A 25053-nucleotide genomic window follows, 5' to 3' on the forward strand; every position below is an offset into this window, starting at 1 on the left:
CTCATTATGTGAAGCCAAGGCCGATGTGCCAAGGTGCCGATGACGGCGCAATTGCTGGATATCAACTCACTGCGATGTCAGGCTTCGATGCCGGCAATGGGGCCTTGTGCGGATCGAGTGAGTGTGATTGCGCGTGGATGGGCGTATGAGCGGCACGGAAGCATGAAGCCGTACGTGGCACCTGTCCTTCGATGCGGCGATCTGAAATAATTGAAGTCGATGTTGAACGTTTTTGGAAGGCGTGCATGACGGCACGCGGATGTGAAATGACCAACAATATGAATCACGACGCACGTCCCTCCTTGGGGCTGGAAACGATCCCCAATGCGCGTGACCTTGGCGGACTGGCCGGTTTGTCCGGCCGTCGCGTCAGGTCGGGCAAGCTCTATCGCAGCGCGAATCCCGCGCTGGCCTCGGCCGCCGATCTCGATCGCCTGCATTCGCTCGATCTGGATATCGTCGTCGATTTCCGGTCTCCGGGCGAGAAGTCGCCTGCCGAGGCCGCTTTCGGCGAGCGCTTTCACTGGCTCGCGGTGCCGGTGCTGGAGGGTAGCATGGCGATGGATGTGCTGGTGCCGCGCCTGCGTGCAAGCACGCCCACGCAGATGCGCGACTTCATGCTCGATGTGTACCGCGATTTTCCGGTGCGCTACCGCGAGGCGTTCGGCGCGTTCCTGCGCCATGCCGAGGCCGGCCGCACGCTGTTCTATCACTGCACCGCAGGCAAGGACCGCACAGGCTTTGCGTCGTTGCTGTTGCTATCGGCGCTTGGCGTGTCGCAGGACGAGATCGTCGCCAATTACCTCGAATCCAATCACTGGAATCGTCGCCTCAACGAAGATGTGCTGGCGCGCGTGGCCCCGATCGGGGTCGACGCGGACGTCATCACGCCGTTGCTCGAAGTGCGGCCCGAGTACCTGGAAGCATCGATGGATGCGATTGCGCAGGCCTACGGCAGTGTGGAGCAATTTCTTGCCGATGACCTGGGCATCGATGTGGGGCAACTACGCGGGCACTACCTCGAAGATTAGCCGCCGTTTAGCAGGATCTTCGCGGTCGAGAGAGCGATCATGCCTTCCTCGTCCGTCTGCAGCGCCAGCACCGGCACGCGGCTTGTGTCGCTGCTGATGCGTTGGCAGTTGTCGCCATTGGCCGCGGCATCCAGCGAGATGCCGAAGAGATCGGTGAGGTGCGCGCAGACGCGTGCGCGCACGTCCGGCGAGTTGGCGCCGATACCAGCCGTGAAGACCAGTCCATCCAGGCCACCCAGCGTGACGGCGAGCTTGCCGATTTCCTGTGCGGCGCGATAGGCGTAGAAGTCCACGGCCAGCTTCGCGCGCGGCGTATCGCTGGCCAGCAGCGCGCGCATGTCGCTGCTGACGCCGGAGATACCCTTCAGGCCCGATTGCCCATAGAGCATCGTCTGGATTGCGTCGGGCGTCATCCCTTGCGCCGCCAGCCACAGCACCGCACCGGGGTCGATCGTGCCGCAGCGCGTGCCCATCGGCATGCCGTCCAGCGCCGTGAGGCCCATGGTCGATTCCACGCTCTTGCCGCCGCGCATCGCGCACAGGCTCGCGCCGTTACCGAAGTGGGCAACGATCACGCGGCCCTCGGCCAGGTCGGGCGCCACCTGCTTGAGCCGGCGCGCGATATACGCGTAGGACAGCCCATGAAAGCCGAAACGCCGGATGCCCTGCTCGTAGTACTCGTAGGGTAGCGCCATCAACTGGGCCATCGGATCGTGCCCGGCGTGGAACGCGGTGTCGAAGCACGCTACCTGCAACAGGCCGGGCGCGGCGGCCCGCACCGCGCGGATCGCCGTCAGGTTGTGCGGCTGGTGCAGCGGCGCAAGTGGTACCAGCGCATCGAGCCTGGCGATCACGTTGTCGTCGATGCGCACGGCGTCGGCAAAGTCCATCCCGCCATGCACCACGCGATGGCCGATCGCTACCGGCGGCGTGTCGCGCAGGCCTTCCTGCAGCCTGGCCTGGATCAGGCGGAACGCCGCATCGTGATCGGGCACCTGCTCCACGGGAAAGCGCTCGTCGGCGACGACGGTTCCATCGGCCAGGCGCCCCTCGATATGCGGCGCCACGCCGATCCCTTCGATCTGGCCGTGCGCAAGCTGCGCGGGCAGGACTTCGACGTCCTCGTGGGCAGCCTCCGGCACGGAGAAGATGGAAATCTTGACGCTCGATGAGCCGGCGTTGACGACGAGGATGACAGGGTGAGCAGTGGCCACGCGGCGAATCTCCTTAAGTGGCTTCAGACCTTGACGGCTGCCTCGGTGGCAACACGGCGTGCATGGGCGATGAGCACGGCGATCGCGCAACTACCAATGCGCGCGCGCACGCTGTCGGCGCGGCTGGTCAGGATGATCGGCACGCGCGCGCCAAGTACGATGCCAGCCGCTTCCGCACCGGCCAGGAACGTGAGCTGCTTGGCGAGCATGTTGCCGGCTTCGAGATCCGGCACGAGCAGGATATCGGGGTCGCCGGCCACTTCGGAGTGGATGCCCTTGGTTTCGGCCGCGGCCTTGCTGATGGCGTTGTCGAACGCCAGCGGGCCATCGAGCAGGCCGCCTTCGATCTGCCCGCGCAGGCTCATCATGCACAGCGCGGCGGCGTCGATCGTCGACGGGATCTTGTCCGTCACCGTTTCCACGGCCGAGAGAATCGCCACCTTGGGGCGCTCGACGCCGAGAATGCGCACGAGGTCGATCGCGTTGCGCACGATGTCGGCCTTCTCATTCAGCGTGGGGAAGATGTTGACCGCGGCGTCCGTGATGAACAGCGGCTTGTGATAGGTCGGCACGTCCATTGCGAAGACATGCGAAAGGCGCCGTTCCGTGCGCAAACCGCTGGTGCTGCGCGTCACGGCGTGCAGCAACTCATCGGTATGAAGGCTGCCCTTCATTAGCAGTTCGGCGCGGCCCGAGCGCACGGCTTCCACGGCGGCTTCGGCCGAAGCATGGCTGTGAGCTGTATCGATGATCGGCGTATCGCCGAGGGGCAGGCCGTGCTCTTCCGCCACTTGCCGGATGCGCCACTCCGGGCCAACCAGCAGTGGAGTAATCAGGCCAAGCCTTGCCGCTTCCAGTGCGCCATCGAGCGATGACTGGTCGCACGGATGCGCTACGGCGGTGGGGATGGGGGGCAGCCCCTCGCAACGCGCGAGCAGCTGGGCGTACTTGTCGGTGGACGATGTAATCGGCATAGGCAGCGTTCCCTGGAACCAAACGGTTTTGGAGGGCAGGCATCCTGGGGGCCACGGATGCTGCATTGCGCAAACGTCTTGCGGCAAAGTATATGCCAATGTTCCAACCGCCACGATGACACGCATATGTCATGGGTGGCCGATATGTTCGGAGTGGCGCTTCGGCCAATTGCCATGGCGCCGCGACACTGGTAGATTTTCGCTGTTGCATCGCAGCAAGCACACCGGCGCTGATCTATCGATCATCCGGACGACACGTCTTGCCGCGACACCCTGACTCCGCCTATCCAGACTGGGAGAAACGGAATGACCGCACGTCAACCGACCGCTGTCACATCGACAGCGGAGGCACCCTCACCGGCCGCGACCGCGCTCGCCGGGTTTCTTCCACCAGTTCCGCCTACCGCCATTGCGCATGCCGCATGGGAGTACGGCATCGATGCCTGGCAACGCTCGATCCTGTTCCTCGACATCCTTCGGCAGCGCGGCAATGAAACCGCGGAGCACGAGCGCGGTGGCATGCCGCCAGTGCTGGTGTTCGACTACGAGGTACTGATCGACGGCCGCGATTTGCCGACGCCGGTCAACTACGCGCTGGTTCGCATCGTGCCACCTGAAGGACAACCGACGGACCCGGCCAAGCGGCCGTTCGTGGTGATGGACCCCCGCGCGGGGCATGGTCCTGGCATCGGCGGGTTCAAGTCCGACAGCGAAATTGGCAATGCGCTGCGTGGTGGGCATCCGTGTTACTTCATCACGTTCTTTCGCGATCCTTGCCCGGGGCAGACGATCGAGGACGTCGCGCGTACCGAAGGCCTGTTTCTGCAGGCGGTCGCCGAGCGTCACCCCGATGCACCCGGGAAGCCATTCGTCGTCGGCAACTGTCAGGCAGGCTGGGCCCTGCTGATGCTGGCGGCTGCAGCGCCGGAAGTCACCGGCCCGATCCTGCTGGCTGGCGCGCCCGTGGCGTACTGGTCTGGGGTGCGTGGCAAGAATCCGATGCGGTACTCGGGTGGCCTGCTTGGTGGCACCTGGCTGGCATCGCTGGCGGCGGATCTGGGCAATGGCCGCTTCGACGGCGCCTGGCTCGTACAGAACTTCGAGAAGCTCGATCCCGCGAACACGTTCTGGTCGAAGCTCTACAACGTTTATGCCAAGGCCGACACCGAGGGTCCGCGTTTCCTGGAGTTCGAGCGCTGGTGGGGCGGCCACTTCCTGATGAACCGGGAAGAGATCGACTGGATCGTGCAGAACCTGTTCGTCGGCAACCACCTCACAGCGGGCGAAGTGCGCAGCAACGACGGCAAGACGGTCATCGACCTGCGGAACGTGCGCTCGCCGGTGATTGTGTTCGCCTCCTGGGGTGACAACATCACGCCGCCGCAGCAGGCGCTGAACTGGATTCCCGATCTCTACGCGAACGTTGACGAGATCGTCGCCAACGACCAGACCATCGTCTATTGCCTGCATCCTTCGATCGGCCACCTCGGCATCTTCGTGTCGGGTAGCGTGGCCAACAAGGAACACTCGGAACTCTTCTGCGCGCTGGACCTGATCGACGTGCTGCCGCCGGGCCTGTACGAAGCGAAGATCGAGGACATCGCGCCGGGCACGTCGCACAAGGATCTGATCGAAGGCCGCTACATGGTGCGCTTCGAACGACGCACGATCGACGACATCCTGTCGCTCGACGACGGCCGGGACGACGAACTGCCGTTCCAGGTGGTGCGCCGCGTGGCCGAGGTCAACCAGCATCTCTACGATACGTTTGCCTCGCCGTTCCTGCGCGCGATGTCGAACGAGTCGATGGCGGAGGTGATTCGGGCGGTGCATCCGACGCGGCTTGAACGATCGCTGGAAGGCGACACCAATCCGTGGATGCAATGGGTGAGCGCGATGGCGCCGGCCGTGCGCGAAGCGCGCCAGCCCGTATCTCCCGACAATCCGTTCCTGGCCATGCAGACCGCGATCTCCGATCAGATCGTGCGCTCGCTCGACCTGTACCGCGATATGCGCGATGCCTGGCAGGAACAGGCGTTCTGGTCGATCTACGCCACGCCGTGGCTGCCGGCCCTATTCGGCATGAAGGTGGATACCGAGCGCGCCGAGTCGCCCGCCGTTACCGCGCTGCGTACGGAGGTGGCGGAACTCCGCCGTCGCGAGGCGCTGTCCCGGATCGACGAGGGCACGCTGGTCGATGGGTTCCTGCGCATCCTGGCCTACGTGACCGGGGGCAAGTCCGCCATCGAGGAACGTCCATTCAACCTGCTACGCAAGCTGGCGGTGGAAAACCCGCCCGACGAGCGTTTCACACTGGCCGAATTCAAGGACGCGGTACGGCGTCAGAGCTATGTCGTCAGTCTTGACCCCGACGGCGCGCTGCGCACGCTGCCGCAACTCGTGCCGGACATGAAGGAGCGTCGCCGGGTGATGGTGCTGGCACATCGCGTGCTGACCGTTGGTGGCCCGCTCGAGGGTGAGTGGATGGAGCGTTACCGCAAGGTCGCCGACGTGATGGGTACCGATCACGGCAAGGCCACGCGCGAGGCGGGCGCCGACGCCCAGACCTGACTCCCGATAACCATTTCGCCCCGCCACCGCGTGCCGGAGGCGGGGCGGTCGTCGCGCATCGCTCATCACGTAGCTTCGCCGGAGAATCCGATGGTGCAAGTACCGAATCCACCCCTTGCAGGGGCGCGCGTGCTCGTCGTGGGCGTGGCGAACGAGGACTCGATTGCCTGGGGCTGCGCCCGGGCGTTCCGGGAAATGGGCGCCGAGATCGCGCTGACCTATCTCAACGACAAGGCACTGCCGTACGTGGAACCACTGGCGCGCCAGGTGGAGGCGCCGATCCTGATGCCGCTCGATGTCGAGGACGATGCGCAGATGGACGCGCTGTTCGCGCGCATCGCGGCGGAGTGGGGGCAACTGGATTCCCTGATCCATTCCGTGGCTTTCGCGCCGAAGGCCGACCTGCAGGGCGGACTGCTCAATTCATCGGCCACCGGGTTCGCGCGGGCGATGGATGTCTCCTGCCATTCCTTCATACGCATGGCGCGCCGCGCGGTGCCGCTGATGCCGCACGGCGGCACGATGTTCGCGATGAGCTATGACGGCGCCAACCGCGTGGTGCCGAACTATGACCTGATGGGGCCGGTAAAGGCTGCGCTGGAGGCCAGTTGCCGCTATCTGGCCTATGAACTCGGTCCGCGCTGCATCCGCGTGCACGCGATCTCGCCCGGGCCGCTGAAGACGCGCGCGGCGTCGGGGCTCAAGGACTTCGACGCTCTGCTGGCCGAGGCGGCGGGGCGCGCGCCGTTGGGCGAACTGGTCGACATCATGGATGTGGGCTTCGCCACCGCCTACCTGGCTACGCCGTACGCGCGACGGCTGTCTGGCAACACCGTGTACGTCGATGGCGGCGTGCACGTGATGGCCTGACAGGATGGGGCAACGTCGTGTGCGATCAGCGCATGAGGCACACGACGTGACGCGGAGCGCGGCCTACAATACACACAATGCCAACGCACCGAGGGAGAGGCCGCCATGCAGGTACTGATCCGCGGGCTGCATCGAGATGTGACGGCGGATATGCTGCGCGAAAAGCTCAAGATCTACGCCCGCGTCATCTCGATCGACATCATGCGCGAGGGTGACGCCGATCATCCATGGGCATGGGTGGATCTGGACGTCGACGCCTTCACGGCCTGGCGGCTGCTGCGGCAGCTCGACAAACAGTACTTCGCCGGCAGCATCATGCGCTGGTATATCCCGGCGCACCAGAACTAGTGGATGCCGCGTGAATGCCGCGCCGATACCGCACTGACACCAGTGCGGTATCGGCGCGGTGTCGGCTGGCGGTACCATACGCTATCTTTCACTTCCCACACCGTTAGCACATGCTCGAACTCCAGGGAGCGATCTGGTTTCGCGCCGGCACGCATGATTGGGGCGGCAAGGACCGCATCGCGCTGCTGGCTGCCATTGGCGAACATGGTTCGATCACGGCCGCGGCGCGCGCCGTCGGCATCAGCTACAAGGCCGCCTGGGATGCCATCGACGCCATGAACAACAGCGCCGGCGAGCCGCTCGTCTCGCGCGCGGCTGGCGGCAAGGGCGGGGGCGGTACCCGACTGACCGAACGCGCCGAGCGCCTGATTCGTACCTACCATGCGATGGAGGCCGAGCACGCCCGCTTCGTCGCCTACCTTGACAAGGTCGGGAGCGCATTGAGCGACGCGGATGCCGACGACCTTCACCTGATGAGGAAATTCATGGTCCAGACCAGTGCGCGCAACAAGCTGTTCGGCCGCGTGGAAGCAATTCGCGGCGGGGCCGTCAACGATGAAGTCACGCTGGCGCTGCCGGGTGGCCAGCGCGTCGTTTCCACCATCACGCACGAGAGCGTGGAGACCCTGGGCCTGACGGCCGGCGCCGAGGCGTTCGCGCTCGTCAAGGCATCGTCGGTGATGATCGGTCTGCCCGACCCCAACGTGCGGCTGTCGGCGCGTAACCAGTTGCCGGGCGTGGTCTCGCGCGTGCAGCCGGGCGCGGTCAATGCCGAGGTGGTGCTCGATCTCGATGGCGGCGGCACGGTCGCGGCCATCATCACCAATACAGCGGTGACCGAACTCGATCTGAAGGTGGGCACGCGTGCGGTGGCCATTTTCAAGGCTTCGAGCGTGATCCTCGGGACAGTGGGCTAAAGCAGCATGGCACGCAATATCGAAATCAAGGCACGCATCGCCAGCGTCGAGGCGTTGATACCGCGCGCCGCCGCCGTCGCGGATCATGGCCCGGAACTGATCGAGCAGGACGACACGTTCTTCCCGTGCCCGAACGGCAGGCTCAAGCTGCGCGCGTTCAGTGCCGATCAAGGGCAACTGATCTTCTATTCCCGACCTGACCAGACGGGGCCGAAGGAGAGCTTCTACATCCTGTCCCCGACGGCCTCGCCCGACACGTTGCGTGCCGCATTGGTCTCGGCCCACGGCGAGCGTGGACGCGTGCGCAAGGTGCGGACACTGTTCCTCGTCGGTCGCACGCGCGTGCATCTCGATCGCGTGGAAGGGTTGGGCGACTTTCTGGAACTGGAAGTGGTGCTGCACGAAGGCGAGCCAGCGGAAGCTGGCGTGGCCGAGGCGCATGGACTGATGGCGCGGCTGGGCGTGAACCATGACGCCCTGATCGAAGGCGCCTATGTCGATTTGCTGATAGCGGATCAGGCCACGTGCGCGGGCAGGGGCGCGTAGACCGGCGGATGCCGCTTGCCGGTGCCGCTGCCGAAGATGCGGCCCTCGCGAATCTCGAGCACGTGGTCGCCCAGGATCTCGACGTCTTGCGGATCGTGCGAGATCACCACCATTGGCACATCGAGGTTCGCCTGCAGCGACAGCAGTTCTTCGCGCATACGCGTCCGTAGCGCTGGGTCCAGCGCCGAGAACGGTTCGTCGAGCAAAACAATATCCGGCTTGGGCGCCAGCGCGCGGGCCAGCGCCACGCGCTGCTTCTGACCGCCCGAGATCTCGGACGGATACTGATTCACGATCTCGCGCAAGCCGAAGGCATCGACCCAGTGCGCGGCCTCTGGCGGCAACTCGCGCCGCCGGGGATTACGCCAGCCGTGGTTCAGGCCGAACGCGATGTTCTGCGCCACGGTCAGATGCGGAAATAGCGCGTAGTCCTGGAACAGGTACGCCACGCGGCGCTCCTGGGGGGGCAGGTCGATGCCGGATTCGCTGTCGAACAGCGTGCGTCCGTTGAGTACGATGCGCCCGCTGTCCGGCACCAGCAACCCGGCGATGGCCCGCAGTGTCAGGGTCTTGCCAGAGCCGGAGGGTCCGAACATCGCAATACGGTGACTGTCCGACTCAAATCCGATGTCGAGCGCGAACTGGCGATCTCGCGACACCAGGCGCTTGCGGATGGTGATCTGCATGCTCATGGCGGGCCTCACTTGCCCACGGCTTCGCGCCGGAAAGCGCGTCGCTCGTAGACCTCGCCAACGCCACGCGCGGCGGGCGGCACCAGTCGGCCAGCCACCACCAACAGCACGATGCATGTGACCGACGTCACCAGCACCAGCAGGTTGGCGGTGTTGTCGTCGCCAGCCTGCACGGCTTCATAAATGGCCACAGAGAGCGTCTGGGTGCGGCCCGGCAGGTTGCCGGCCACCATCAGCGTGGCGCCGAATTCGCCCAGTGCCCGCGCAAACGCCAGCACCACGCCGGCGGAGATGCCGCGCAGCGCCATCGGCAGCGTGACGCGAAAGAAGATGCCGGTCTCCGATACACCCAGCACGCGGGCGGCATTCTCGAGCTGGTGATCGACGCCTTCGAACGCAGCGCGCGCGGATTTCAGCACGAGCGGGAATGCGACCACGGTAGACGCCAGCACCGCGCCCTGCCATGTGAACACAAGTTCGATCCCGATCCGGTCCAGCCAAGCGCCAAACACGCCGCGCCGGCCCACCAGCACAAGCAGGTAGTAGCCGAGCACGGTGGGTGGGAGAACCAGCGGCAGGGTCAGGATGGCATCCACCACATCACGCACGGACGAGCGCCAGCGCGATATCGCATAGGCGGCCGCCACGCCAAGAATGGCGTTCAGCAGCGTGGCCCAGCCCGCTACCTTGAGCGACAGCAGCAGCGGTACCCAGACGGCATCCATGACAGCAATCAGACCTTGTTACGGTTTCTGGAATCCAAATTTGGCCAGCACGGCCTGGCCTTCGGCCGACAGCACGTACTGGACGAAGCTGTTGGCCTGCTGGGCCTGCTTCGTCTGCGTGGTGACGGCGATGGGGTAGGTGACCGGCGTGCGATTCGGCACGCGCACCGCCACCTTGACCTTCTCCGGCATGATCGCGGCATCGGTGGCGAACACGAAGCCGGCGTCGACCTCGCCGCGTGCCACGTAGTCGAGACTCTGGCGAACGTTCTGGGCCGGCACGCCCTTGGCCGCCACGGCATCCCAAAGGCCCTCGGCTTCGAGCGCGCCCTTGGTATAGCGGCCCACCGGCACCGACGACGGATTACCGTACGCCACGCGCTTGACGTCGGCGCGGGTCAGGTCCTTGAGCGACCCGATGCCGAGCTTGCTGTCCTGCGGCACGATCAGCACTACCTGGTTGGCGGCAAAGTCCTTGCGGCTGGCCGGTTGCACGACCTTCTCGGCCTCGGCCTTGTCCATGGCGGTCTGGTCGGCGGAGGCGAACACATCGGCCGGCGCGCCCTTGACGATCTGCTGCATCAGCACGTCCGAAGCGCCGAAATTCAGCACCACCTTGGTATCCGGGTGGGCGTGCTCGTACTGCTCGGCCAGCGTCTTGAACGCGTTGGTCAGGCTGGCGGCGGCGGAGACCACGAGATCGGCGGCAAAGGCCGACGGTGCGGCGACGGTCAGGGCCAGGGCGGCGCCGACGCAGGCGGTGCGGCGCAGGAAGGGCAGGGTGCGGAAGGTCATGGCGTGAAGGGGTGCGGTGTGCGCGATTGTTACCTTGCGCAATATAAGCGGGTATATAGCGCACCGTCAATTGCCCGGATGGATAAGGGTCTTCAGCCATTTGGAATAGTCCGGCGCGCGATTTGTGCATTCCCTGATGACGCTGACATCCGTGGTGCCTGTCACACGAATGACGCGATTTCGCCACTTTCCTGCCATCGCGGCTGCCGACAATTCCGTGGCTGCACCAAAACCAAAATCAAAACAAATCCAATCAGGGAACCCGAAACATGCAACTCCATCGCATCCAGGCCGCGACGCTCGCGGCCTTGCTGGTGGGGGTGACCGCGCTGGCCGCCTGCGGCTCAGACGACACCTCGTCCTCCACCTCCGGCAACAACGGCGGCAATAGCGGAAACAGTGGCAACGGCGGCAACAACGGTGGCAACACCCCGGCGGCGATCGTCGCGGGTACCAAGTCCACGCTGGCGCTGCTCGAGACCACCGACCTCCACACCAACGTCCTGAGCTATGACTACTTCAAGCTGGCCGAAGACAAGTCGCTGGGCTTCGAGCGCGTCTCGACGCTGATCAAGTCCGCGCGGCAGGAGTTTCCGAACAGCCTGTTGCTCGACAACGGCGACACGATCCAGGGCACCGCGCTCTCGGACTATCAGGCACTGGTGAAGCCGGTCTCGTGCACCGAGACCCTGGCGATGTACAAGGTGATGAACGCCGCTGGCTTTGACGGCGGTGGCATCGGCAATCACGAATTCAATTACGGGCTGCAGTACCTGAGCCAGGTCACCGGCAGCAAGTTCAACGTTGACGGTCTGCCCGATCCGACCGCCCAGACCACATGCGCGGGTCCGAAGTTTCCGCAGGTGCTGGCCAACGTCTACAGCGTCAAGACGCGCGCGCCGTTGTTCCAGCCGTACGCGATTCTGAGCAAGACGCTGACGGCTACCGGCCCGGACGGCAAGACGGTCACCGCGCCGATCAAGGTTGGCATCATCGGTTTCGCGCCGCCGGCCATCCTGAGCTGGGACAAGCGCTGGCTCGACGGCAAGGTCTACACCGAAGGTCTGGTAGAAACGGCCCAGAAGTACATTCCCGAGATGCGCGCCAAGGGCGCCGACCTCGTCGTCGTGATCTCGCATGGTGGCCTCGATAACTCGACCTACTCGCCGACGATGGAGAACGGCAGCTATCACCTGTCGAAGGTGGCTGGCGTGGACGCGATGCTGATCGGCCACTCGCACCAGATCTTCCCGGATGCCAACAGCACGGTCGGCCAGTTCAACCTGCCGGGCGTGGACAAGGTCAAGGGCACGGTCAACGGCGTGCCGACCGTGATGGCCAACTACTGGGGCAAGCATCTGGGTGTGATCAACCTGTCGCTGAACCACGACGGCAAGAGCTGGAGCGTCGATCGCACCAAGACCACCGTGGAGGCGCGCTCGACCCAGAACGCCGACAAGACCTATGTGACGGCCGACGCCAGCGTGGCGCCGATGATCGACACCGAGCACCAGGCAACTATCCAGTACGTGAAGACGCCGATCGGCAGCACCAACTACCGCATGTCGAGCTACTTCGCCGACGTGGGTGATCCGGGCGCGATTCAGATCGTCAACATGGCGCAGGCTGCGTACGTGAAGGACTACGTGACCGCGAACCTGCCGGCGCTGGCCTCGCTGCCCGTGCTGTCGGTTTCGGCCCCGTTCAAGAGCGGCTTTGGCGGCGGCAGCGACTACACCGACGTGGCGTCCGGCAACCTGGCCATCAACAATGCGGCCGATCTCTACCTGTACCCGAACACGGTGTATGCGGTGAAGGTCAACGGCGACGAGGTGAAGGCGTGGTTGGAAACCGCCGCCAAGCGCTTCAACCAGATCGACCCGGCCAAGACGACGGACCAGCAGTTGATCAGCACCTTCCCGGGCTACAACTTCGACATGTTCACCGATCCTGACATGCAATATGAGATCGACGTGACGCAGCCGGTTGGCAGCCGTATCAAGAACCTGACGTACAAGGGCACGCCGGTGACCGCGGCGATGAACTTCATCGTGGCGACCAACAACTATCGTGCCAGCGGGGGCGGCAACTTCCCGGGCCTCGATGGCACCAAGACGATCTATGCCTCGCCCGATGCCAACCGCGACGTGCTGATCAGCTACATCAAGAAGGTGACCAATGTCACACGCGTGGCCAACGGCAGCGCGCGTAGCTGGAAGTTCACCAAGGTGACCACGACGGGCAAGGTGGTGTTCAGCTCGGGTATCGGGATGCTGCAGCAGGCAACCGACGCTGGGTTGACCAATATCTCGCTCGACAAGGCTGACGATGGGTCCGGCAAGAATCTGTCGCAGTACAAGCTCGATCTCAGCTTGTGATTGACTGACCATGCACGCCATGCCAACGACTATGGCCGTACCGCGGCGCTTTCCTCGCATTCACCCGCTGTTTGTGGCGGCCACGCTGGCTGTAACCGTTGCGGCGGCTGGGGTAGCTGGCGCCGCCGTGTGGCGACAGCAATCCGATGTGCGTCAAAGCGAGATCGCGCGATGGCAGTTGATGGCGACCTCGGCGAATGATGCCGCCGCACTGTCACGACTACAGCGCGCGGCCGCGGCGGGCGAGGTAGCGGCATGCGCGGCTCTCGGTGAAACACTACTGTCCCGGACAGACACCGAGAGCCGCGCGCAGGCGGAGCACTGGCTTGGCCTGGCGGCAGCGAGCGGACACACCCGCGCGCAGTTCCTGCTCGGCAAGGCCGCGATGCTTGGAGAGTTGGCATCCGGTCGTACGGACTTGCCTGTCGCATGGCGCGAACTCGGCGCGGCGGCAAGGGTGGGCGATGTTGGTGCAGCGTATTACCTGGGGCTGCTCTATCGCGGTGGCTACGGCCATACAGCGGATCCGGCTGCCGCTGCGCACTGGTTCAGAGTGGCTGCTGACGGCGGTGTTGCGCAGGCCATGTTCTTGCTGGCCAACGCCTACCGTGAGGGCGATGGCGTGCCGCGTGATGATGCGACTGCGGTGTCCTGGTACGAGGCCGCCGCCGAGCGCGAGCATCCGGCCTCGATTCAGGCGCTGGCGATGGCCTATCGCAGCGGAGAACTTGGCCTCTCGCGAGACGAGGGCAACTACCGCCAGCATCTGGCCGAGGCTGCGCATGCGCTGAAGCATCCGGCGATCAATCCGTAAGCCTGCCGCGATCGTTAGCTCGGGGTGAACGATTGCCCGGCGTGGTGGTGTCCGTCAGCGTGGTAATGACAATGGGCCGGAGAGGTTGCCGCGCGCGATAGTTCGAGTGCGAAACGATTGCAGCGTGCCGATAGTGATCGGACCAAGCAGAGTCGCCGCGATGGTTGGCAACATTTGGTACGACCTGATCGCAGTATCGACATTCACGATTCCGCCTTCGTGTTGGGCTGGCATACCGATCGGATCTGCGTGAACGACGTCGCGTTGCGGACCTTCTCCGGCAGCTGATATTCGATCGCGCAACGTTGTGCGGAGTGTGTGCCCCAGGAAACCTGCAAGCGTCCGGTGTCTTCGATGCCACGCACGAAGATGATGCCGCTTTGGCCAACCACGCCGATTTCGGCATTGTCCTTATCCAGCACTGATGCGCCGAAGGGCAATGGCGCCCCATCGGGCTGGCTGGCTGAGATGATGACGGAGCGTCCGCTGAGCGCGGCGAACTTGATTTTCACCGCTGCGTTCGCGCGTGGCGCTACCTGGGTGCTGGTCGCGTCCAGCGATACATCCAGCGGCATCCCGCGTGGATCTATCTCGATCGTGTTCATGTTGTAGGGCTGGAGGTACGGCACGATGGCGTAGCCGAATGCGTCGATCCTGACGCCCGTCGCATTGGCGACGCGCGCGCCGGTGGCGCCCTTTGCTTCGACGATGCCGATGGTGTCGCCAAGGTAGTTGGCGAGTGTGATGCCTCCTGAGTGGGCGACCAGGGCGCCTTGCAGGCCGCCCGAATATTGCGTGTAACTGCCGCCACCGCTGACAGAAGCGGAAACCGTGGTGTAAGGCGTCCGGTACTGTACGTTGCCGCCGCCGGTGGTCGTGTTCGGCGAACGGTCGACGTTCAAGCCATAGGTGATGGCGTTGTCCTCGAGTGCGGTGCCGCTCAGCCGCATCTGTTGCGAGGATTGGCTGTCACTGTTATGCGTGGCGCCGAAGGACAGCATTGGGGCGTGGATGCTCTTGCCCAGCGGGACGGTGAGGCTGGCGAAGACTTGGGTGGTGAACCGGCCAGTCATCGCTTCGCGTTGGCGCGAGGCCGCGATGTTGTAGGTCATCGGCAGCCCCAGCACACGCAGCGAGTTGCTGTAGCCCACCTGAAACATCAGTGCTGTACCGCCCCGATTCCAGTACTCCGCGGAAGTGCCCGTGAGATAGAAGTTGCCCCAGCGATCGCCGAGGCTCTGATTCAGCGTGAGCTGGATCTGGCTGCGCTGGCGGTCCACGGCGCGGGCATTGCCACCGCTGGCGCGGGCGGTGAATGCGTCGCTCATCGTCCAGAAGCCGCGGGTCGCATAGCGATAGGCGGCGAGTGACATACTCGTGCTTGTTGACGGCACGAACTTGCTGTAGCTGAGGCGGACGCTTTGTCCGCTGGTGTTGTCAACCTGGTCGATCGAGGCGCGGGCATGAGTCGCATCCAGCGCGAATGCCCCAATGGGAAGATTCAAGGCCGCGCCGACCATGCCCGCCTGATAACCCTCCGAGAGGACTAGCCCGGCATAGCCTGTTACGAAGTTGTTGAACCCGTGCTGCACCGTGCCCTGGACCAGTTTCTCGCGGCGGGAAGACGTGCGCGAGCCACCGCGGTACTCCCCAACCGTGGCCGAGTACCGCGTGATACCGGGCCGCAGAAGCTGAGCCACGGATGCATAGGGCACGGTAAAGCTGCTCTGGCTGCCGTCGGCTTCTGTCACCGTGACGAGCAGATTGCCGCCATAACCGGTGGCGTAGAGATCCTTGATCTCGAACGGTCCCGGGGCCACGGTCGTTTCATAGAGCTTGTTGCCATTCTGCGTGACCGTGACACGCGCATTGGAGCGGGCGACGCCTCGGACCAGTGGCGCATAGCCGCGCGCGGAGTCGGGAAGCATCCGGTCATCGCTGGCCAGATTCACGCCGCGCACGGAAAAACTGTCGAAGACGGCCCCATCCGTGTAGGCATCGCCAAGGGTAAGTTGACTACGCAGACGTGATATGTCCCGTTGCACGTAGGTCGCGATGTTCTGGTAGTCGTAGGTGCTTTGGCCAATGGACTGCTGCCAGCTCATCGAGGAGCGCTGCCGCACGTGCCAGGCACCGATATTCAATCCGGAATCGACGCCAAGGTAGGTAGAGGTGCCAGGCGAACTACCAGTGGTGTGGAACGTATTGAAATTGTAGGCGACCGTCCCGGACGGGACGCCATCATCCAGGAGTTCTGGGCTGACACTGCCACGCGGCGTGCGGCGCAGCAAAGCCTGCGCCACGCCGATGTCGAGACGCAGGTCATTGAGGTGGAACGACCAGGTGAGATCCTCCGAGATGTCAGATGAACGCGTGCATTCCCCGCTGACGGCATGCGCTATCGCATTGCGGTTGGCGGGCGGCAGCGCCTGCTCGTCGAGATTCAACCGGGTAATGAGCGATCGGTCCATGCATGGGCCGACGACCTCGTCCCGGGACCGGAATCGCACTGTCTCTCGACCAACCCAAGATCCGTTCAGGTATATGTCGACCGGATAGTCGCCAGGTGAGATGGGGTTGCCAAATGCAAACCGGTCGACGTCGACGCTGGTGCCATCGGAACGTTTCAGAAATTGTGAATTGAACTTGATGGCTGCGGCGGTGGCTGTCTTGCCCGGCTCATCAGCAAATACCGCAGTAGGCAGCGCGGCGGCCAGGACCCAATGCACAGCGAGAACGCGCGAGGCGCGTGGCTTCCGCCTCCGCATCGTCATTGTCCCTTCGCTTTCTGCATTGGCTTCGCATTGCGGATGCCAGATACACCGGCGCCATAGTCCGAGATAAACGTGTAACTGACCTGGGCTGGTTCACCGGACACTGGCGACGTGTCATCCATGGCAAATTCGACTGTGCCGCCGGGATTCACCATTGCTCCGGCATCATTGCTGTACACATGCCCGCCAGCGGCTGCCTCGACCTTTGTGTAGGTGATGTGGTACGGCGTTGGATTCGTTGCCCTCAGTACATGATGGCCGTCATCCTTGCGTGCGAAGCGCCAAGTGACCTTGGTGGGCGCGCTGTCCGCGTCGCCGGGTAATCCCGTTGGACGGAAGAACAGCTTGATGCGTGACCGAAAGGCGAACTGAAGCGAGTTCTGCTGATCCTTGCTGCTGGATGCGACGGGTGGCACTTCGAGAACGTTGAGCCAGAACAGCGATTCCTGATCGCGGGGCAGCGCTTGCTGGATCTGAATGATGCGTAGCGTCTGGCCCTTCTTCGCATCCAGTCTGAACAGCGGCGGCGTGAGCGTGAATGGCGACTTCGCGTTCTCCGGCGTCGCATTGGGGTCGCCGTCGTCGATCCATGCCTGCACTAGAGCGGGCGCATCTCCTTCATTTGTGAGTTTGAGGCTGACTTCCCGCTCCGACTCGGAATAGATGACGCGGGTCCCGGTCAAAACCACGGACGCAAGGGTTTCCGGCGTGACCATTGCCAGGAGGACGGCAGCAATGGCTGCGCGACAACTTGAAGTCTTGAACATGATGAACGGCGACGGGAAGGAGGTGCCGGCTCGAAGCCGGCTGGCTGGAGGTGCCGGCATGTGTGCGCATGCCGGCAGGTATAGGCCTGACTTACGGGTACACGATGGAATACGTCGCCGAAGTCTGGAGTGTGCCGAGTGTGGCGGCGCCGGTTGCCACGTACTGGGCGTAGTACTGCAGTGTTGCGGCACCACTTGTAATGGCCACACGTTGCGAGTTCTGCGAGGCGAACGCGGCCCCTACGTTGATGTTGGTCATATCGCTGTTCAGCAGACCGATCTGGACGTTCGATGCACCAGTAATTGCTGGGGTGCTGCCAGAAGCGGGACTGTTGACAACCGTGTTTTTCAGGCGACCGGTGCCGAGATCCACTGCCGCACCGGGTTCGAAGTGAACTGCCACGTTACCGGTGTTTGGGTTGCAGTTTGTGAGCCGAATATTGAAAGGCGTGCGACCCGCGATGTTGCCGGCGGTGTTCAGCGTCGAGGCAGTAACGGTGGGCAGCACAATGGTGAAATCGCCAGCCGGTCTACCGTTGCCAGAGATGGTGCAGGTCTGCCCTGTGACTCGGCCAGTAAAGGTGATCGTGCCATCCACGGCAAACGCGGCCGGACTCATCGTGGCAAGCAGCAGGGATGTGGCAAGGATCTTTGTTCGAATATGTTTCACTTTGACCTCATGTATTGATGTGATTAGTGACTGTCAAGGCGAATCGCGGAGATCCGCATAGCGAGCGATGGCAGCTGTATCCGGGATAAGAAGCCGCACATTCCACGCGGATATCCCCGGAATTTCGCGAGTGAAATCGCTATACGTCGCGTCTTCCTGACAGGGTCAAAGACTATTGATTTTTAGGAATTCTTTTAATCGTATTTATCTTGAATTTACGATTTTCTTGGGAATGTTCCGATTGACTGTGTCGGCGATGGCTGCTGTGCAGACTAAATGCGATGAATGGAAGGTAGGAAACTTCCTTGTGCCTTCAAGATCGGCCGATATGGGAATTACAAGTCAACCGCAATTTCACTAAATCTGTTCCGCGCGCGGATCAAAAATGAAAGACGCACACCTCTGCGCTATTCTTTCGTTCGTTCCAAATGGAGGAAGTGCCATGAAGATGGTCTATCTCGCTGGCTTTGATGTGTTCCGCGAGGACGCGCGCGACTGGGGTGAACACCTGAAGGCGCTGTGCCTGCGGTATGGCTATGAAGGCTTGTACCCGCTGGACAAGGCGGCGCCGTCCGGGCTGTCGGGGTCAGCCACGGCACAATGGATCTACGAGGCCAACATCGCGTTGATTCGTCGCGCAGATGTCGTGATGGCGAATCTCGACGATTTCCGCGGGCCGGGGGAGCCTGACAGCGGTACTGCGTTCGAGGTTGGGTTTGCCGTGGCGCTGGAGAAGCCCGTCTGGGGCTATGCGGCCGATGCTGGCACGTTGCTGGATCGCGTGCGTGTCAGGACCGATGCCGACGGGAACGCGCGCGATGCGCGCGGCTATGTGGTGGAGGACTTCGGCTTGTCGATGAACCTGATACTGGCTTGCAGCGTGCGGCTGGTGACGGGGGATGCCGAAGTGTGCCTGGCCGCGATGGCCGAAGCGGACCGCCAACTGGCGGCCCGGAGGGATTGACGCCTTAGCGGCGCAGCGATTGCACGCCGGCGGCGATGTCGGCGGCGGTTGTCGCGACGATCTGGCGATAGGCGTTCACCACGCCATCCACCTGACCGGGCGCGGGCAACTCGGCTTCCGTGCGGCCGCCCAGGACCTTGCCATCGGGCAGGCGGCGTACGGTCCAGGCGATCGAAGCGCTGGCGCGCTGGCCAGGGTCCGCATCCAGCCGCACCACTTCCGTGGTCACGCGATAGACCGGCTCCACTTCGGACAGGCCTTGCTGATAAGTATCCACGGCACCGAGTTTCGCCTGAAGCTGCTGTGACAGCGCATCGCGCAACTCGTCCGGCAACGGCGCGGACCAGCGCGACAGGTCCAGCATCTTCACGCCGCCAGCGTTGCCGTCGGCCACCACGAGCTGGGCGCGGTTCAGGCGCTCCGGCACCCGGACCGGCGACACCTCGATCCAGATGGGCTGCGTGCCGGGTGTCGGGGACGTGGTGGCCGGGGCGGCTGTGGATGCGAGCGTGTAGTAGCGGGGCTCCGGCGATGCGCAGCCGTTGAGCAGCGCGGCGGTCAGCGCCAGAAGCATCAGCGAGCGTTTCATCATTCCTTCTCCGTCTTCCCACGCAACAGCGCCTCGGGATGGCGCTCGAGATAGTCGGTCAGCGCGCGCAGCGACACGGCCGTGCGCGTCAGTTCCTGCATCATGCGGCGCGTATCCTGCTGCAGCGGCGCGTCCGATGCCAGCGTGCCATTGGCGGCGTTCAGCGTGCGTCGGGCATCCTGCAGCGCCGCGAGCACCTGGGGCGCCACATCGCCGTGCAGTTGCGTCACGAGCTTGTCGGCGTTGTCGAGCATCTTGTTCATCGACACCACGCTGGTACGCAGATCCTGGCCGATCTGATCGAACGGCACCTTGTCGATCTTGTTGACGATATCGCCAAGCTTGGCCTGCAACTCATCGAAGGCGCCCGGTGTGGTCGGCAGTTCCGGCATTGCTGCGTTGAGGTCGAGGTCCTTCGGCGGTGGCGCCTTCGGGAAGAAGTCGAGCGCCACGTAGAGCTGACCGGTCAGCAGGTTGCCGGTGCGAAGTTGCGCGCGCATGCCGCGCTTGACCAGGCCTTGCACGATGCTGCGCTTCTTGGCCTCGTCGGACACATCGCGCTCCCGGAATCCCATGCGCGACGGATAGAACTCCACCACCACGGGCATACGGAATGCCTTCTTGTCGCGCTGGTATTCGATGCCGATCGAGCGCACCTGGCCCACGATCACACCGCGGAAGTCGACCGGCGCGCCCGGCGACAGGCCGCGCACCGACTGGTCGAAGTTCAGCACCGCCAGCGCTGGCGCCAGTTCTTCAGGCTCCTTCATCGCCTCCGACTGGTCCGATGCCAGCAGGAATTGCGTATTCTCGGACGCCGGCTGCGTTGCGGTGGAGTTGTCCGGTGCCTGGAAGGCCACGCCGCCCAGTAGCACCGTGACCAGCGATTGCGTGGAGAGCTTCAGGCCGTTCGCATCGAGCTTGAGGTCGACGCCGCTGGCGTGCCAGAAGCGGGTGTCGCCATTGACGAGCTTGTCGTACGGCTTGTTGACGAACACGCGCAGCGAGATGTCACGCCCGTTCGGGTCGAGCTGGTACGCCACCACCTGGCCTACCTGCACGCGGCGATAGTAGACCGGCGAGCCGATATCGAGCGAGCCCAAGTCCTGGGCGCGCAGCACGAACTGGCGACCGGACGCGTCGGCGGTGACCACGGGTGGCACTTCGAGACCGATGAAGTTGCGCGTGCTTTCCCGTGACTTGCCGGCATCCACGCCGATGTAGGCGCCCGAGAGCAGCGTTTCCAGGCCGGATACGCCACTGATCGCAAAGCGCGGGCGCACCACCCAGAAACGCGTGTCCTTGACGGCGAAGCTCTCGGCGTCCTTTGTCAGCTCGATCGATGCGATCACGTGCGAGCGATCGGACGCGAGCCGCACCGACTTGACCAGACCGATGTCGACGTCCTTGTAGCGCACGGCGGTCTTGCCCGGTGTCAGCCCATCGGCGGAGCGGAAGGTGACGTTGATCTCCGGCCCGCGTGAGGCGAGCGTGTTGATCAGCAGCGAGACGCCGACCACGGCGGCGACAATCGGGATCAGCCACACCAGCGATGGCAGCCAGCGGGCGCGACGCTTGCGCGCGGGCTGGGGCACGCCACCGGAGGTCGGCGGCGGGGAGGGACTATCGTGATCGGGCATTGTCGGATTCCGGCAATTCGATGGAAGAGGGGTTCGGGGTCTCGAGCGAGTCCCAAAGCAGGCGCGGGTCGAAGCTTAGCGATGCCAGCATGGTCATCACGACCACCGAGGCAAATGCCAGCGCGCCAGCGCCGGGGATGATCGTGGCCAGCGCGCCCGCGCGCACCAGCGAGGCCAGCAGCGCCACCACGAAGATATCAAGCATCGACCAGCGGCCGATGACTTCGACCAGCCCGTACAGCTTGGTCTGCTGGCGGATGCGCCATGTCGATTTCATGTGCACCGAGATCAGCAGCAGCGTCAGGATCATCATCTTCAGCAGCGGCACGACGATACTCGCGATCAGCACCACGCCAGCCAGCATGTGCGATCCGGATAGCCACAGATAGAGCACACCGGACAGGATGGTGTCGCGCTGCACGCCCAGGATCGACTCGGTGACCATCACCGGTAGCAGGTTGGCCGGGATGTAGAGGATGTACGCGGCCAGCAGGAAGGCCCAGGTGCGCGCCAGGCTGGCAGGCTTGCGGCGGTGCAGCGTGGCGCCGCAGCGTGGGCACGGTTCGCCTTCGAGCGTGATGGGGCTCACCAGGTCGCATGCATGGCACGACAGCAACCCGCGCGAGGACGCGGTGGGTACCTCCGCCAGCGGGGTACGTTCGTCGTCGTCGGTCAGCTCCGCCATCACATCGGCGGCCACGCGCCGTGACCGCGCGATCTGGTCGCGTGCCATGGCTGTGCGTGATGGGCGCGATGGGCGTGATGGCTGGCTCATGGCGTGGGCTCCTGCGCGCCGGGCGGGGTGTCATCCCCATCCGGCGTTTCCAGGTAATGCCACAGGTCGCGGGGATCGAACGACAGCATCGCGGCCAGCACCACCACCAGCGCGCCGAACGACCACAGCGCCACGCCGGGCAGCACTTCCGCCATGGTCGACAGCTTCACCAGCGTGACCAGCACGCCGATCATGAAGACCTCGATCATGCCCCAGGGCCGGGTCTGGCGGATGCCACGCACGATGGCGTCGAACCCGCGCGGCATCTTCCGCTGCGCCATCGGCACCAGCAGGTAGCACATCATCAGCATCTCGGAGAGAGGGAACAGGATCGTCGTGGCGAACACCAGCATGGCCACCAGCGTCATCTGGTCCGAGTAGAGCGCCTGCACCGCGCCCCAGAGCGTGGTCTCGGTGCGTACGCCCTTCAGGTCCATTTCGACGATCGGATACGTGTTCGAGATCACGAACAGGATCAGGGCGGTGAACACGAGCGGCAGCAGGCGGCGATAGGCGCGGGTGCTTTCGCGATAGAGCTCGCTGCCGCAACGCAGGCAGTTGGCGCGTTCGCCGGGCGCGAGCGACGCACGCTCATAGAGCGCGTCGCAGTACTCGCAGGCCACAAGGTGGCGCAGGTCCGGCGCCGGCGCGGACGCCGACGCCGCAGGGCCGTGGTGCTCAGGCATCCGGGGTCAGTTGGGACGGCGGCGGCGCCGTGACGGCGGTCACGCTCGCGCGTTCCTGGTTGCCGATGGTCCAGTCGCGCAGCAGCGCGTACGCCACTGCCAGCACGGTTGGCCCGATGAAGACGCCCAGGAAGCCGAAGGCCAGCGCGCCGCCCAGCACGCCCATCATGATCCAGATGAGCGGCAGGCCGGTGCCCTTGCTGATGAGCAGCGGCTTGATGACGTTGTCGGCCATGCCGACCACTGCGGCGCCCCAGACCACCATGAAGATCGCCCAGCCCGTCTCGCCGGTGTGATAGAGCCACAACGCGGCGGGAATCCAGGCCAGCGGCGGGCCCATCGGCACGACGGAAAGGAAGAACGTGATGAAGCCGAGAATCGCCGCGCCGGGCACGCCAGCGATCCAGAACCCGATGCCGGCCAGCACGGCCTGCACAAAAGCGGTGCCGAGCACGCCGTAGACCACGCCCTTGACCGTACTGCCGGCCAGTGACAGCAAGTGGTCGGCCCGGTCGCCGGACACACGGCGCATGCCGCCGCGTACCCAGTCCACGGCCAATTCGCCGCCGGTATAGAAGAAAAACGCCAGTACGATCGACAGCGCGAGCTGGCCGAGACCGGCTCCGATCGACAGGCCAGCGCCGAGCAGCGCGTGTCCCACCGGCGCAATCAGCTTGCGCAGGCTGGCCACGGTTTCGGAGTCGGCAGTGATGACCTTGTTCCAGGCCGATTCGATCTGCGGGCCAACGAACGGTAGGCTGCTGAGCCAGTCCGGCAGTTGCGGGATACCGTGTTCGGTATAGCGATTGACCAGCGCGGTCAGTTCGTCGATGTGCGCCGAGAAGCTGGCGCCAGCGTAGACGAACGGCCCGAGCACGATCACGGTGGCGATCAGCACGCAAATCAGCGCGGCCAGGCCGCGGCGGTTGCCGAGCCAGCGCGTCAGCACGGTATAGGGGTGCCAGGAGCTGTAGGCGAGGATCGCGCCCCACAGCAGGGCCGTGGCGAATGGCGCGAGTACGAGCAGCGAGCCGCCGATCAGGACGATCAGCGCGAATACGGCAGCCAGCTTCTCAATCAGTTGTCCGGAACTCATCTTTGGCGGGCCAGGGGCGTCCACTTTATAAGAACGCCGATAGCATAGCGGAATTCGATGAGCCGTCCGGGTTTCCCCTCGATCACTCAGTTTGCGGTGGTGTCCCGGCGCAGCAGGGCGGCTACCAGATCCGACTGGGTCACCATGCCCACGACGTGCCGGTCTCCATCGACCACGGGCACATGGTGCAGCCCGCCATCGGAGAACGCGTGCGCCAGTTCCACCATCGGCTGGTCGACATGCGCGGTCACCACCACGCGCGTCATCAGATCGCGCACGGTGCCGTTGGCACGGCGCGAGTTCGAACGATGCGCGCGGAAGAAATCGCTCTGCGTCACGATACCGAGCAGGCGGCGATTGCCGTCCACCACAGGTAGCGCCTTGATGTGGTGGCGCGCCAGCAGCGCGGCGGCATCGGCCGCGCGCTGGCCGGGGCGCACGGCCACCACGTCGCGCGACATGATGTCGCTGCAGCGCACGTCGCCGAAGCGGCGCGAGTAGGCACGCAGTTCGGCGGCCACCAGGATCGCCTCGAGATCGTCTTCCTCGATGTCCAGGAATTCACCGCGTGCAGCCAGCACTGCATCCAGGTCCGCGCGTGTGAAGCCCACGCGCCGGCTGGGCGGCACATCCTTGGTCAGGTGCTGCGAGGGCGGCTCGGGCGGCCGGTGCGGATAGCGCCGCTGCATGAGGTTATTGAACGCCAGCGCCGTCAGGAGCAGCAGCGCCGAGTTGATCGCGACCGGCGCCACCACGAAGCCGAAACCGAGCGCCTGCACGGCAGGTCCGCCAAACACGGCGGTGATCGCCACTGCGCCGCTGGGCGGGTGCACGCAGCGAAGCTGGAACATCAGTGCGATGGCCACCGCGACGGCCACGCCGGCGGCCAGCCCCGGCTCCGGAATCCAGCGCGCGCAGGCCACGCCGACCGTGGCGGCCACGAGGTTGCCGCCGATGATCGACCACGGCTGTGCCAGCGGACTGGCCGGCACGGCGAACAGCAGCACTGCCGACGCGCCCATCGGCGCCACGAACCACGGGTTGAAGCCCTGCAGGAAGTGGCGGCAGATCCATTCCGTGAGGAACAGGCCGATCAGCGCGCCGATGCAGCTCTTGATGCGCTCGCGGCGGCTCGCCGCGATGGGCATGGGGACGAAAGTGCGTAACCACGCACGTGTTCCGGCAACGGAAGTGGATAAGTCGAATGCTGCTGGCAT

Annotated in this window: 23 protein-coding genes; 9 read left to right on the forward strand and 14 right to left on the reverse strand. The window is 64.4% G+C overall.

The annotated features are described in order from the left end of the window. Positions 1-266 precede the first annotated feature (266 nt). Entirely contained in the window at positions 267-1031 is a 765-nt protein-coding gene (locus K6G35_RS02765; RefSeq protein ID WP_495676056.1) for a tyrosine-protein phosphatase, read from the forward strand. Here K6G35_RS02765 and K6G35_RS02770 read toward each other — a convergent pair. Together K6G35_RS02770 and K6G35_RS02775 are read right to left on the reverse strand one after the other, a co-directional pair. Further along, positions 1028-2245, reverse strand: coding sequence for an acetate/propionate family kinase (locus tag K6G35_RS02770; RefSeq protein ID WP_495676057.1), 1218 nt, complete (start codon positions 2243-2245; stop codon positions 1028-1030). The two genes, K6G35_RS02765 and K6G35_RS02770, sit on opposite strands and share 4 nt — an antisense overlap. 23 nt (positions 2246-2268) lie before the next feature. After that, positions 2269-3219, reverse strand: a complete 951-nt coding sequence (locus K6G35_RS02775; protein WP_008640930.1) for a phosphate acetyltransferase — start codon at positions 3217-3219, stop codon at positions 2269-2271. A gap of 306 nt (positions 3220-3525) precedes the next feature. Between K6G35_RS02775 and K6G35_RS02780 the strand changes: the two genes are divergently transcribed. The 5 genes from K6G35_RS02780 to K6G35_RS02800 all read left to right on the forward strand — a co-directional run bounded on the left by K6G35_RS02780 (position 3526) and on the right by K6G35_RS02800 (position 8471). Further along, the gene (locus tag K6G35_RS02780) at positions 3526-5790 is read left to right on the forward strand and encodes a DUF3141 domain-containing protein (protein WP_008640921.1); all 2265 of its coding nucleotides are present in this window, start codon (positions 3526-3528) and stop codon (positions 5788-5790) included. Between the two features lie 90 nt (positions 5791-5880). Further along, positions 5881-6660 (forward strand): enoyl-ACP reductase FabI, encoded by a 780-nt coding sequence (fabI, locus tag K6G35_RS02785; RefSeq protein WP_008640903.1) that lies wholly within the window; start codon positions 5881-5883, stop codon positions 6658-6660. Positions 6661-6765: 105 nt separating this feature from the next. Then, positions 6766-7008 (forward strand): RNA recognition motif domain-containing protein, encoded by a 243-nt coding sequence (locus tag K6G35_RS02790; protein ID WP_008640901.1) that lies wholly within the window; start codon positions 6766-6768, stop codon positions 7006-7008. A 110-nt stretch (positions 7009-7118) separates the two neighbouring features. Beyond that, on the forward strand, positions 7119-7925 hold the full coding sequence (locus K6G35_RS02795) for a TOBE domain-containing protein (RefSeq protein ID WP_495676058.1): 807 nt from the start codon (positions 7119-7121) through the stop codon (positions 7923-7925). A 6-nt stretch (positions 7926-7931) separates the two neighbouring features. Further along, positions 7932-8471, forward strand: coding sequence for a class IV adenylate cyclase (locus K6G35_RS02800; RefSeq protein ID WP_495676059.1), 540 nt, complete (start codon positions 7932-7934; stop codon positions 8469-8471). Here K6G35_RS02800 and K6G35_RS02805 read toward each other — a convergent pair. The 3 genes from K6G35_RS02805 to modA are packed head-to-tail and all read right to left on the reverse strand — an operon-like array spanning position 8441 to position 10683. After that, on the reverse strand, positions 8441-9163 hold the full coding sequence (locus K6G35_RS02805) for an ATP-binding cassette domain-containing protein (protein WP_495676060.1): 723 nt from the start codon (positions 9161-9163) through the stop codon (positions 8441-8443). The two genes, K6G35_RS02800 and K6G35_RS02805, sit on opposite strands and share 31 nt — an antisense overlap. Positions 9164-9171: 8 nt before the next feature. Continuing rightward, positions 9172-9888, reverse strand: coding sequence for a molybdate ABC transporter permease subunit (modB, locus tag K6G35_RS02810; RefSeq protein ID WP_495676061.1), 717 nt, complete (start codon positions 9886-9888; stop codon positions 9172-9174). An 18-nt stretch (positions 9889-9906) separates the two neighbouring features. Further along, complete coding sequence (gene modA, locus K6G35_RS02815; RefSeq protein WP_035881434.1) at positions 9907-10683, reverse strand: molybdate ABC transporter substrate-binding protein; 777 nt, start codon at positions 10681-10683, stop codon at positions 9907-9909. Positions 10684-10952: 269 nt separating this feature from the next. Here modA and K6G35_RS02820 point away from each other — a divergent pair, with 269 nt between their 5' ends. Both K6G35_RS02820 and K6G35_RS02825 read left to right on the forward strand, forming a co-directional pair. After that, positions 10953-13061, forward strand: a complete 2109-nt coding sequence (locus K6G35_RS02820; RefSeq protein WP_035881435.1) for a bifunctional 2',3'-cyclic-nucleotide 2'-phosphodiesterase/3'-nucleotidase — start codon at positions 10953-10955, stop codon at positions 13059-13061. A gap of 19 nt (positions 13062-13080) precedes the next feature. Beyond that, positions 13081-13875 carry a tetratricopeptide repeat protein gene (locus K6G35_RS02825; RefSeq protein WP_234819054.1) on the forward strand — a complete coding sequence of 265 codons (795 nt, stop codon included), beginning with the start codon at positions 13081-13083 and terminating at the stop codon, positions 13873-13875. Positions 13876-14078: 203 nt separating this feature from the next. Here the strand turns inward: K6G35_RS02825 and K6G35_RS02830 are convergent, their stop codons facing one another. Genes K6G35_RS02830 through K6G35_RS02840 form a run of 3 tightly spaced genes read right to left on the reverse strand, consistent with a single transcriptional unit; the run spans position 14079 to position 18086 of the window. Further along, positions 14079-16649, reverse strand: a complete 2571-nt coding sequence (locus K6G35_RS02830; RefSeq protein ID WP_495676062.1) for a fimbria/pilus outer membrane usher protein — start codon at positions 16647-16649, stop codon at positions 14079-14081. Beyond that, positions 16646-17476 (reverse strand): fimbrial biogenesis chaperone, encoded by an 831-nt coding sequence (locus K6G35_RS02835; RefSeq protein ID WP_495676063.1) that lies wholly within the window; start codon positions 17474-17476, stop codon positions 16646-16648. Before K6G35_RS02835 ends, K6G35_RS02830 begins: the two co-directional genes overlap by 4 nt. Positions 17477-17507: 31 nt before the next feature. Beyond that, the gene (locus tag K6G35_RS02840) at positions 17508-18086 is read right to left on the reverse strand and encodes a fimbrial protein (RefSeq protein WP_008640883.1); all 579 of its coding nucleotides are present in this window, start codon (positions 18084-18086) and stop codon (positions 17508-17510) included. 442 nt (positions 18087-18528) lie between these two features. On the opposite strand from K6G35_RS02840, the gene K6G35_RS02845 reads away from it, so the two are divergent. Further along, complete coding sequence (locus K6G35_RS02845; RefSeq protein ID WP_495676064.1) at positions 18529-19050, forward strand: nucleoside 2-deoxyribosyltransferase; 522 nt, start codon at positions 18529-18531, stop codon at positions 19048-19050. Between the two features lie 4 nt (positions 19051-19054). On the opposite strand, the gene K6G35_RS02850 is transcribed toward K6G35_RS02845, so the two are convergent. The 6 genes from K6G35_RS02850 to K6G35_RS02875 all read right to left on the reverse strand — a co-directional run bounded on the left by K6G35_RS02850 (position 19055) and on the right by K6G35_RS02875 (position 25053). Continuing rightward, on the reverse strand, positions 19055-19642 hold the full coding sequence (locus K6G35_RS02850; RefSeq protein WP_495676065.1) for a PqiC family protein: 588 nt from the start codon (positions 19640-19642) through the stop codon (positions 19055-19057). Continuing rightward, positions 19639-21279 (reverse strand): PqiB family protein, encoded by a 1641-nt coding sequence (locus tag K6G35_RS02855; protein WP_495676066.1) that lies wholly within the window; start codon positions 21277-21279, stop codon positions 19639-19641. The genes K6G35_RS02850 and K6G35_RS02855 overlap by 4 nt, the downstream gene beginning before the upstream one ends. Then, entirely contained in the window at positions 21263-22054 is a 792-nt protein-coding gene (locus tag K6G35_RS02860) for a paraquat-inducible protein A (protein ID WP_008640879.1), read from the reverse strand. The genes K6G35_RS02855 and K6G35_RS02860 overlap by 17 nt, the downstream gene beginning before the upstream one ends. Continuing rightward, positions 22051-22740, reverse strand: coding sequence for a paraquat-inducible protein A (locus K6G35_RS02865; RefSeq protein ID WP_286879648.1), 690 nt, complete (start codon positions 22738-22740; stop codon positions 22051-22053). The genes K6G35_RS02860 and K6G35_RS02865 overlap by 4 nt, the downstream gene beginning before the upstream one ends. Then, positions 22733-23836 (reverse strand): AI-2E family transporter, encoded by a 1104-nt coding sequence (locus K6G35_RS02870; protein ID WP_008643578.1) that lies wholly within the window; start codon positions 23834-23836, stop codon positions 22733-22735. The genes K6G35_RS02865 and K6G35_RS02870 overlap by 8 nt, the downstream gene beginning before the upstream one ends. A gap of 86 nt (positions 23837-23922) precedes the next feature. Next, positions 23923-25053: an HPP family protein gene (locus K6G35_RS02875; RefSeq protein WP_035881444.1), complete on the reverse strand. Its 1131-nt coding sequence runs from the start codon at positions 25051-25053 to the stop codon at positions 23923-23925.

Source organism: Cupriavidus sp. HY129, assembly GCF_059492215.1.

Excerpts from the sequence above, each read along its gene's own strand:
- K6G35_RS02780 (WP_008640921.1), top strand. The coding sequence starts at position 3,526 with ATGACCGCACGTCAACCGACCGCTGTCACATCGACAGCGGAGGCACCC.
- K6G35_RS02835 (WP_495676063.1), bottom strand. The coding sequence starts at position 17,476 with ATGCCGGCACCTCCAGCCAGCCGGCTTCGAGCCGGCACCTCCTTCCCG.
- K6G35_RS02850 (WP_495676065.1), bottom strand. The coding sequence starts at position 19,642 with ATGATGAAACGCTCGCTGATGCTTCTGGCGCTGACCGCCGCGCTGCTC.
- K6G35_RS02800 (WP_495676059.1), top strand. The coding sequence starts at position 7,932 with ATGGCACGCAATATCGAAATCAAGGCACGCATCGCCAGCGTCGAGGCG.
- K6G35_RS02875 (WP_035881444.1), bottom strand. The coding sequence starts at position 25,053 with ATGCCAGCAGCATTCGACTTATCCACTTCCGTTGCCGGAACACGTGCG.
- modA (WP_035881434.1), bottom strand. The coding sequence starts at position 10,683 with ATGACCTTCCGCACCCTGCCCTTCCTGCGCCGCACCGCCTGCGTCGGC.
- K6G35_RS02830 (WP_495676062.1), bottom strand. The coding sequence starts at position 16,649 with ATGACGATGCGGAGGCGGAAGCCACGCGCCTCGCGCGTTCTCGCTGTG.
- fabI (WP_008640903.1), top strand. The coding sequence starts at position 5,881 with ATGGTGCAAGTACCGAATCCACCCCTTGCAGGGGCGCGCGTGCTCGTC.
- K6G35_RS02825 (WP_234819054.1), top strand. The coding sequence starts at position 13,081 with ATGCCAACGACTATGGCCGTACCGCGGCGCTTTCCTCGCATTCACCCG.
- K6G35_RS02775 (WP_008640930.1), bottom strand. The coding sequence starts at position 3,219 with ATGCCGATTACATCGTCCACCGACAAGTACGCCCAGCTGCTCGCGCGT.
- K6G35_RS02790 (WP_008640901.1), top strand. The coding sequence starts at position 6,766 with ATGCAGGTACTGATCCGCGGGCTGCATCGAGATGTGACGGCGGATATG.
- K6G35_RS02765 (WP_495676056.1), top strand. The coding sequence starts at position 267 with ATGACCAACAATATGAATCACGACGCACGTCCCTCCTTGGGGCTGGAA.
- K6G35_RS02805 (WP_495676060.1), bottom strand. The coding sequence starts at position 9,163 with ATGAGCATGCAGATCACCATCCGCAAGCGCCTGGTGTCGCGAGATCGC.
- K6G35_RS02845 (WP_495676064.1), top strand. The coding sequence starts at position 18,529 with ATGAAGATGGTCTATCTCGCTGGCTTTGATGTGTTCCGCGAGGACGCG.
- K6G35_RS02820 (WP_035881435.1), top strand. The coding sequence starts at position 10,953 with ATGCAACTCCATCGCATCCAGGCCGCGACGCTCGCGGCCTTGCTGGTG.
- modB (WP_495676061.1), bottom strand. The coding sequence starts at position 9,888 with ATGGATGCCGTCTGGGTACCGCTGCTGCTGTCGCTCAAGGTAGCGGGC.
- K6G35_RS02860 (WP_008640879.1), bottom strand. The coding sequence starts at position 22,054 with ATGAGCCAGCCATCACGCCCATCGCGCCCATCACGCACAGCCATGGCA.
- K6G35_RS02865 (WP_286879648.1), bottom strand. The coding sequence starts at position 22,740 with ATGCCTGAGCACCACGGCCCTGCGGCGTCGGCGTCCGCGCCGGCGCCG.
- K6G35_RS02795 (WP_495676058.1), top strand. The coding sequence starts at position 7,119 with ATGCTCGAACTCCAGGGAGCGATCTGGTTTCGCGCCGGCACGCATGAT.
- K6G35_RS02870 (WP_008643578.1), bottom strand. The coding sequence starts at position 23,836 with ATGAGTTCCGGACAACTGATTGAGAAGCTGGCTGCCGTATTCGCGCTG.
- K6G35_RS02855 (WP_495676066.1), bottom strand. The coding sequence starts at position 21,279 with ATGCCCGATCACGATAGTCCCTCCCCGCCGCCGACCTCCGGTGGCGTG.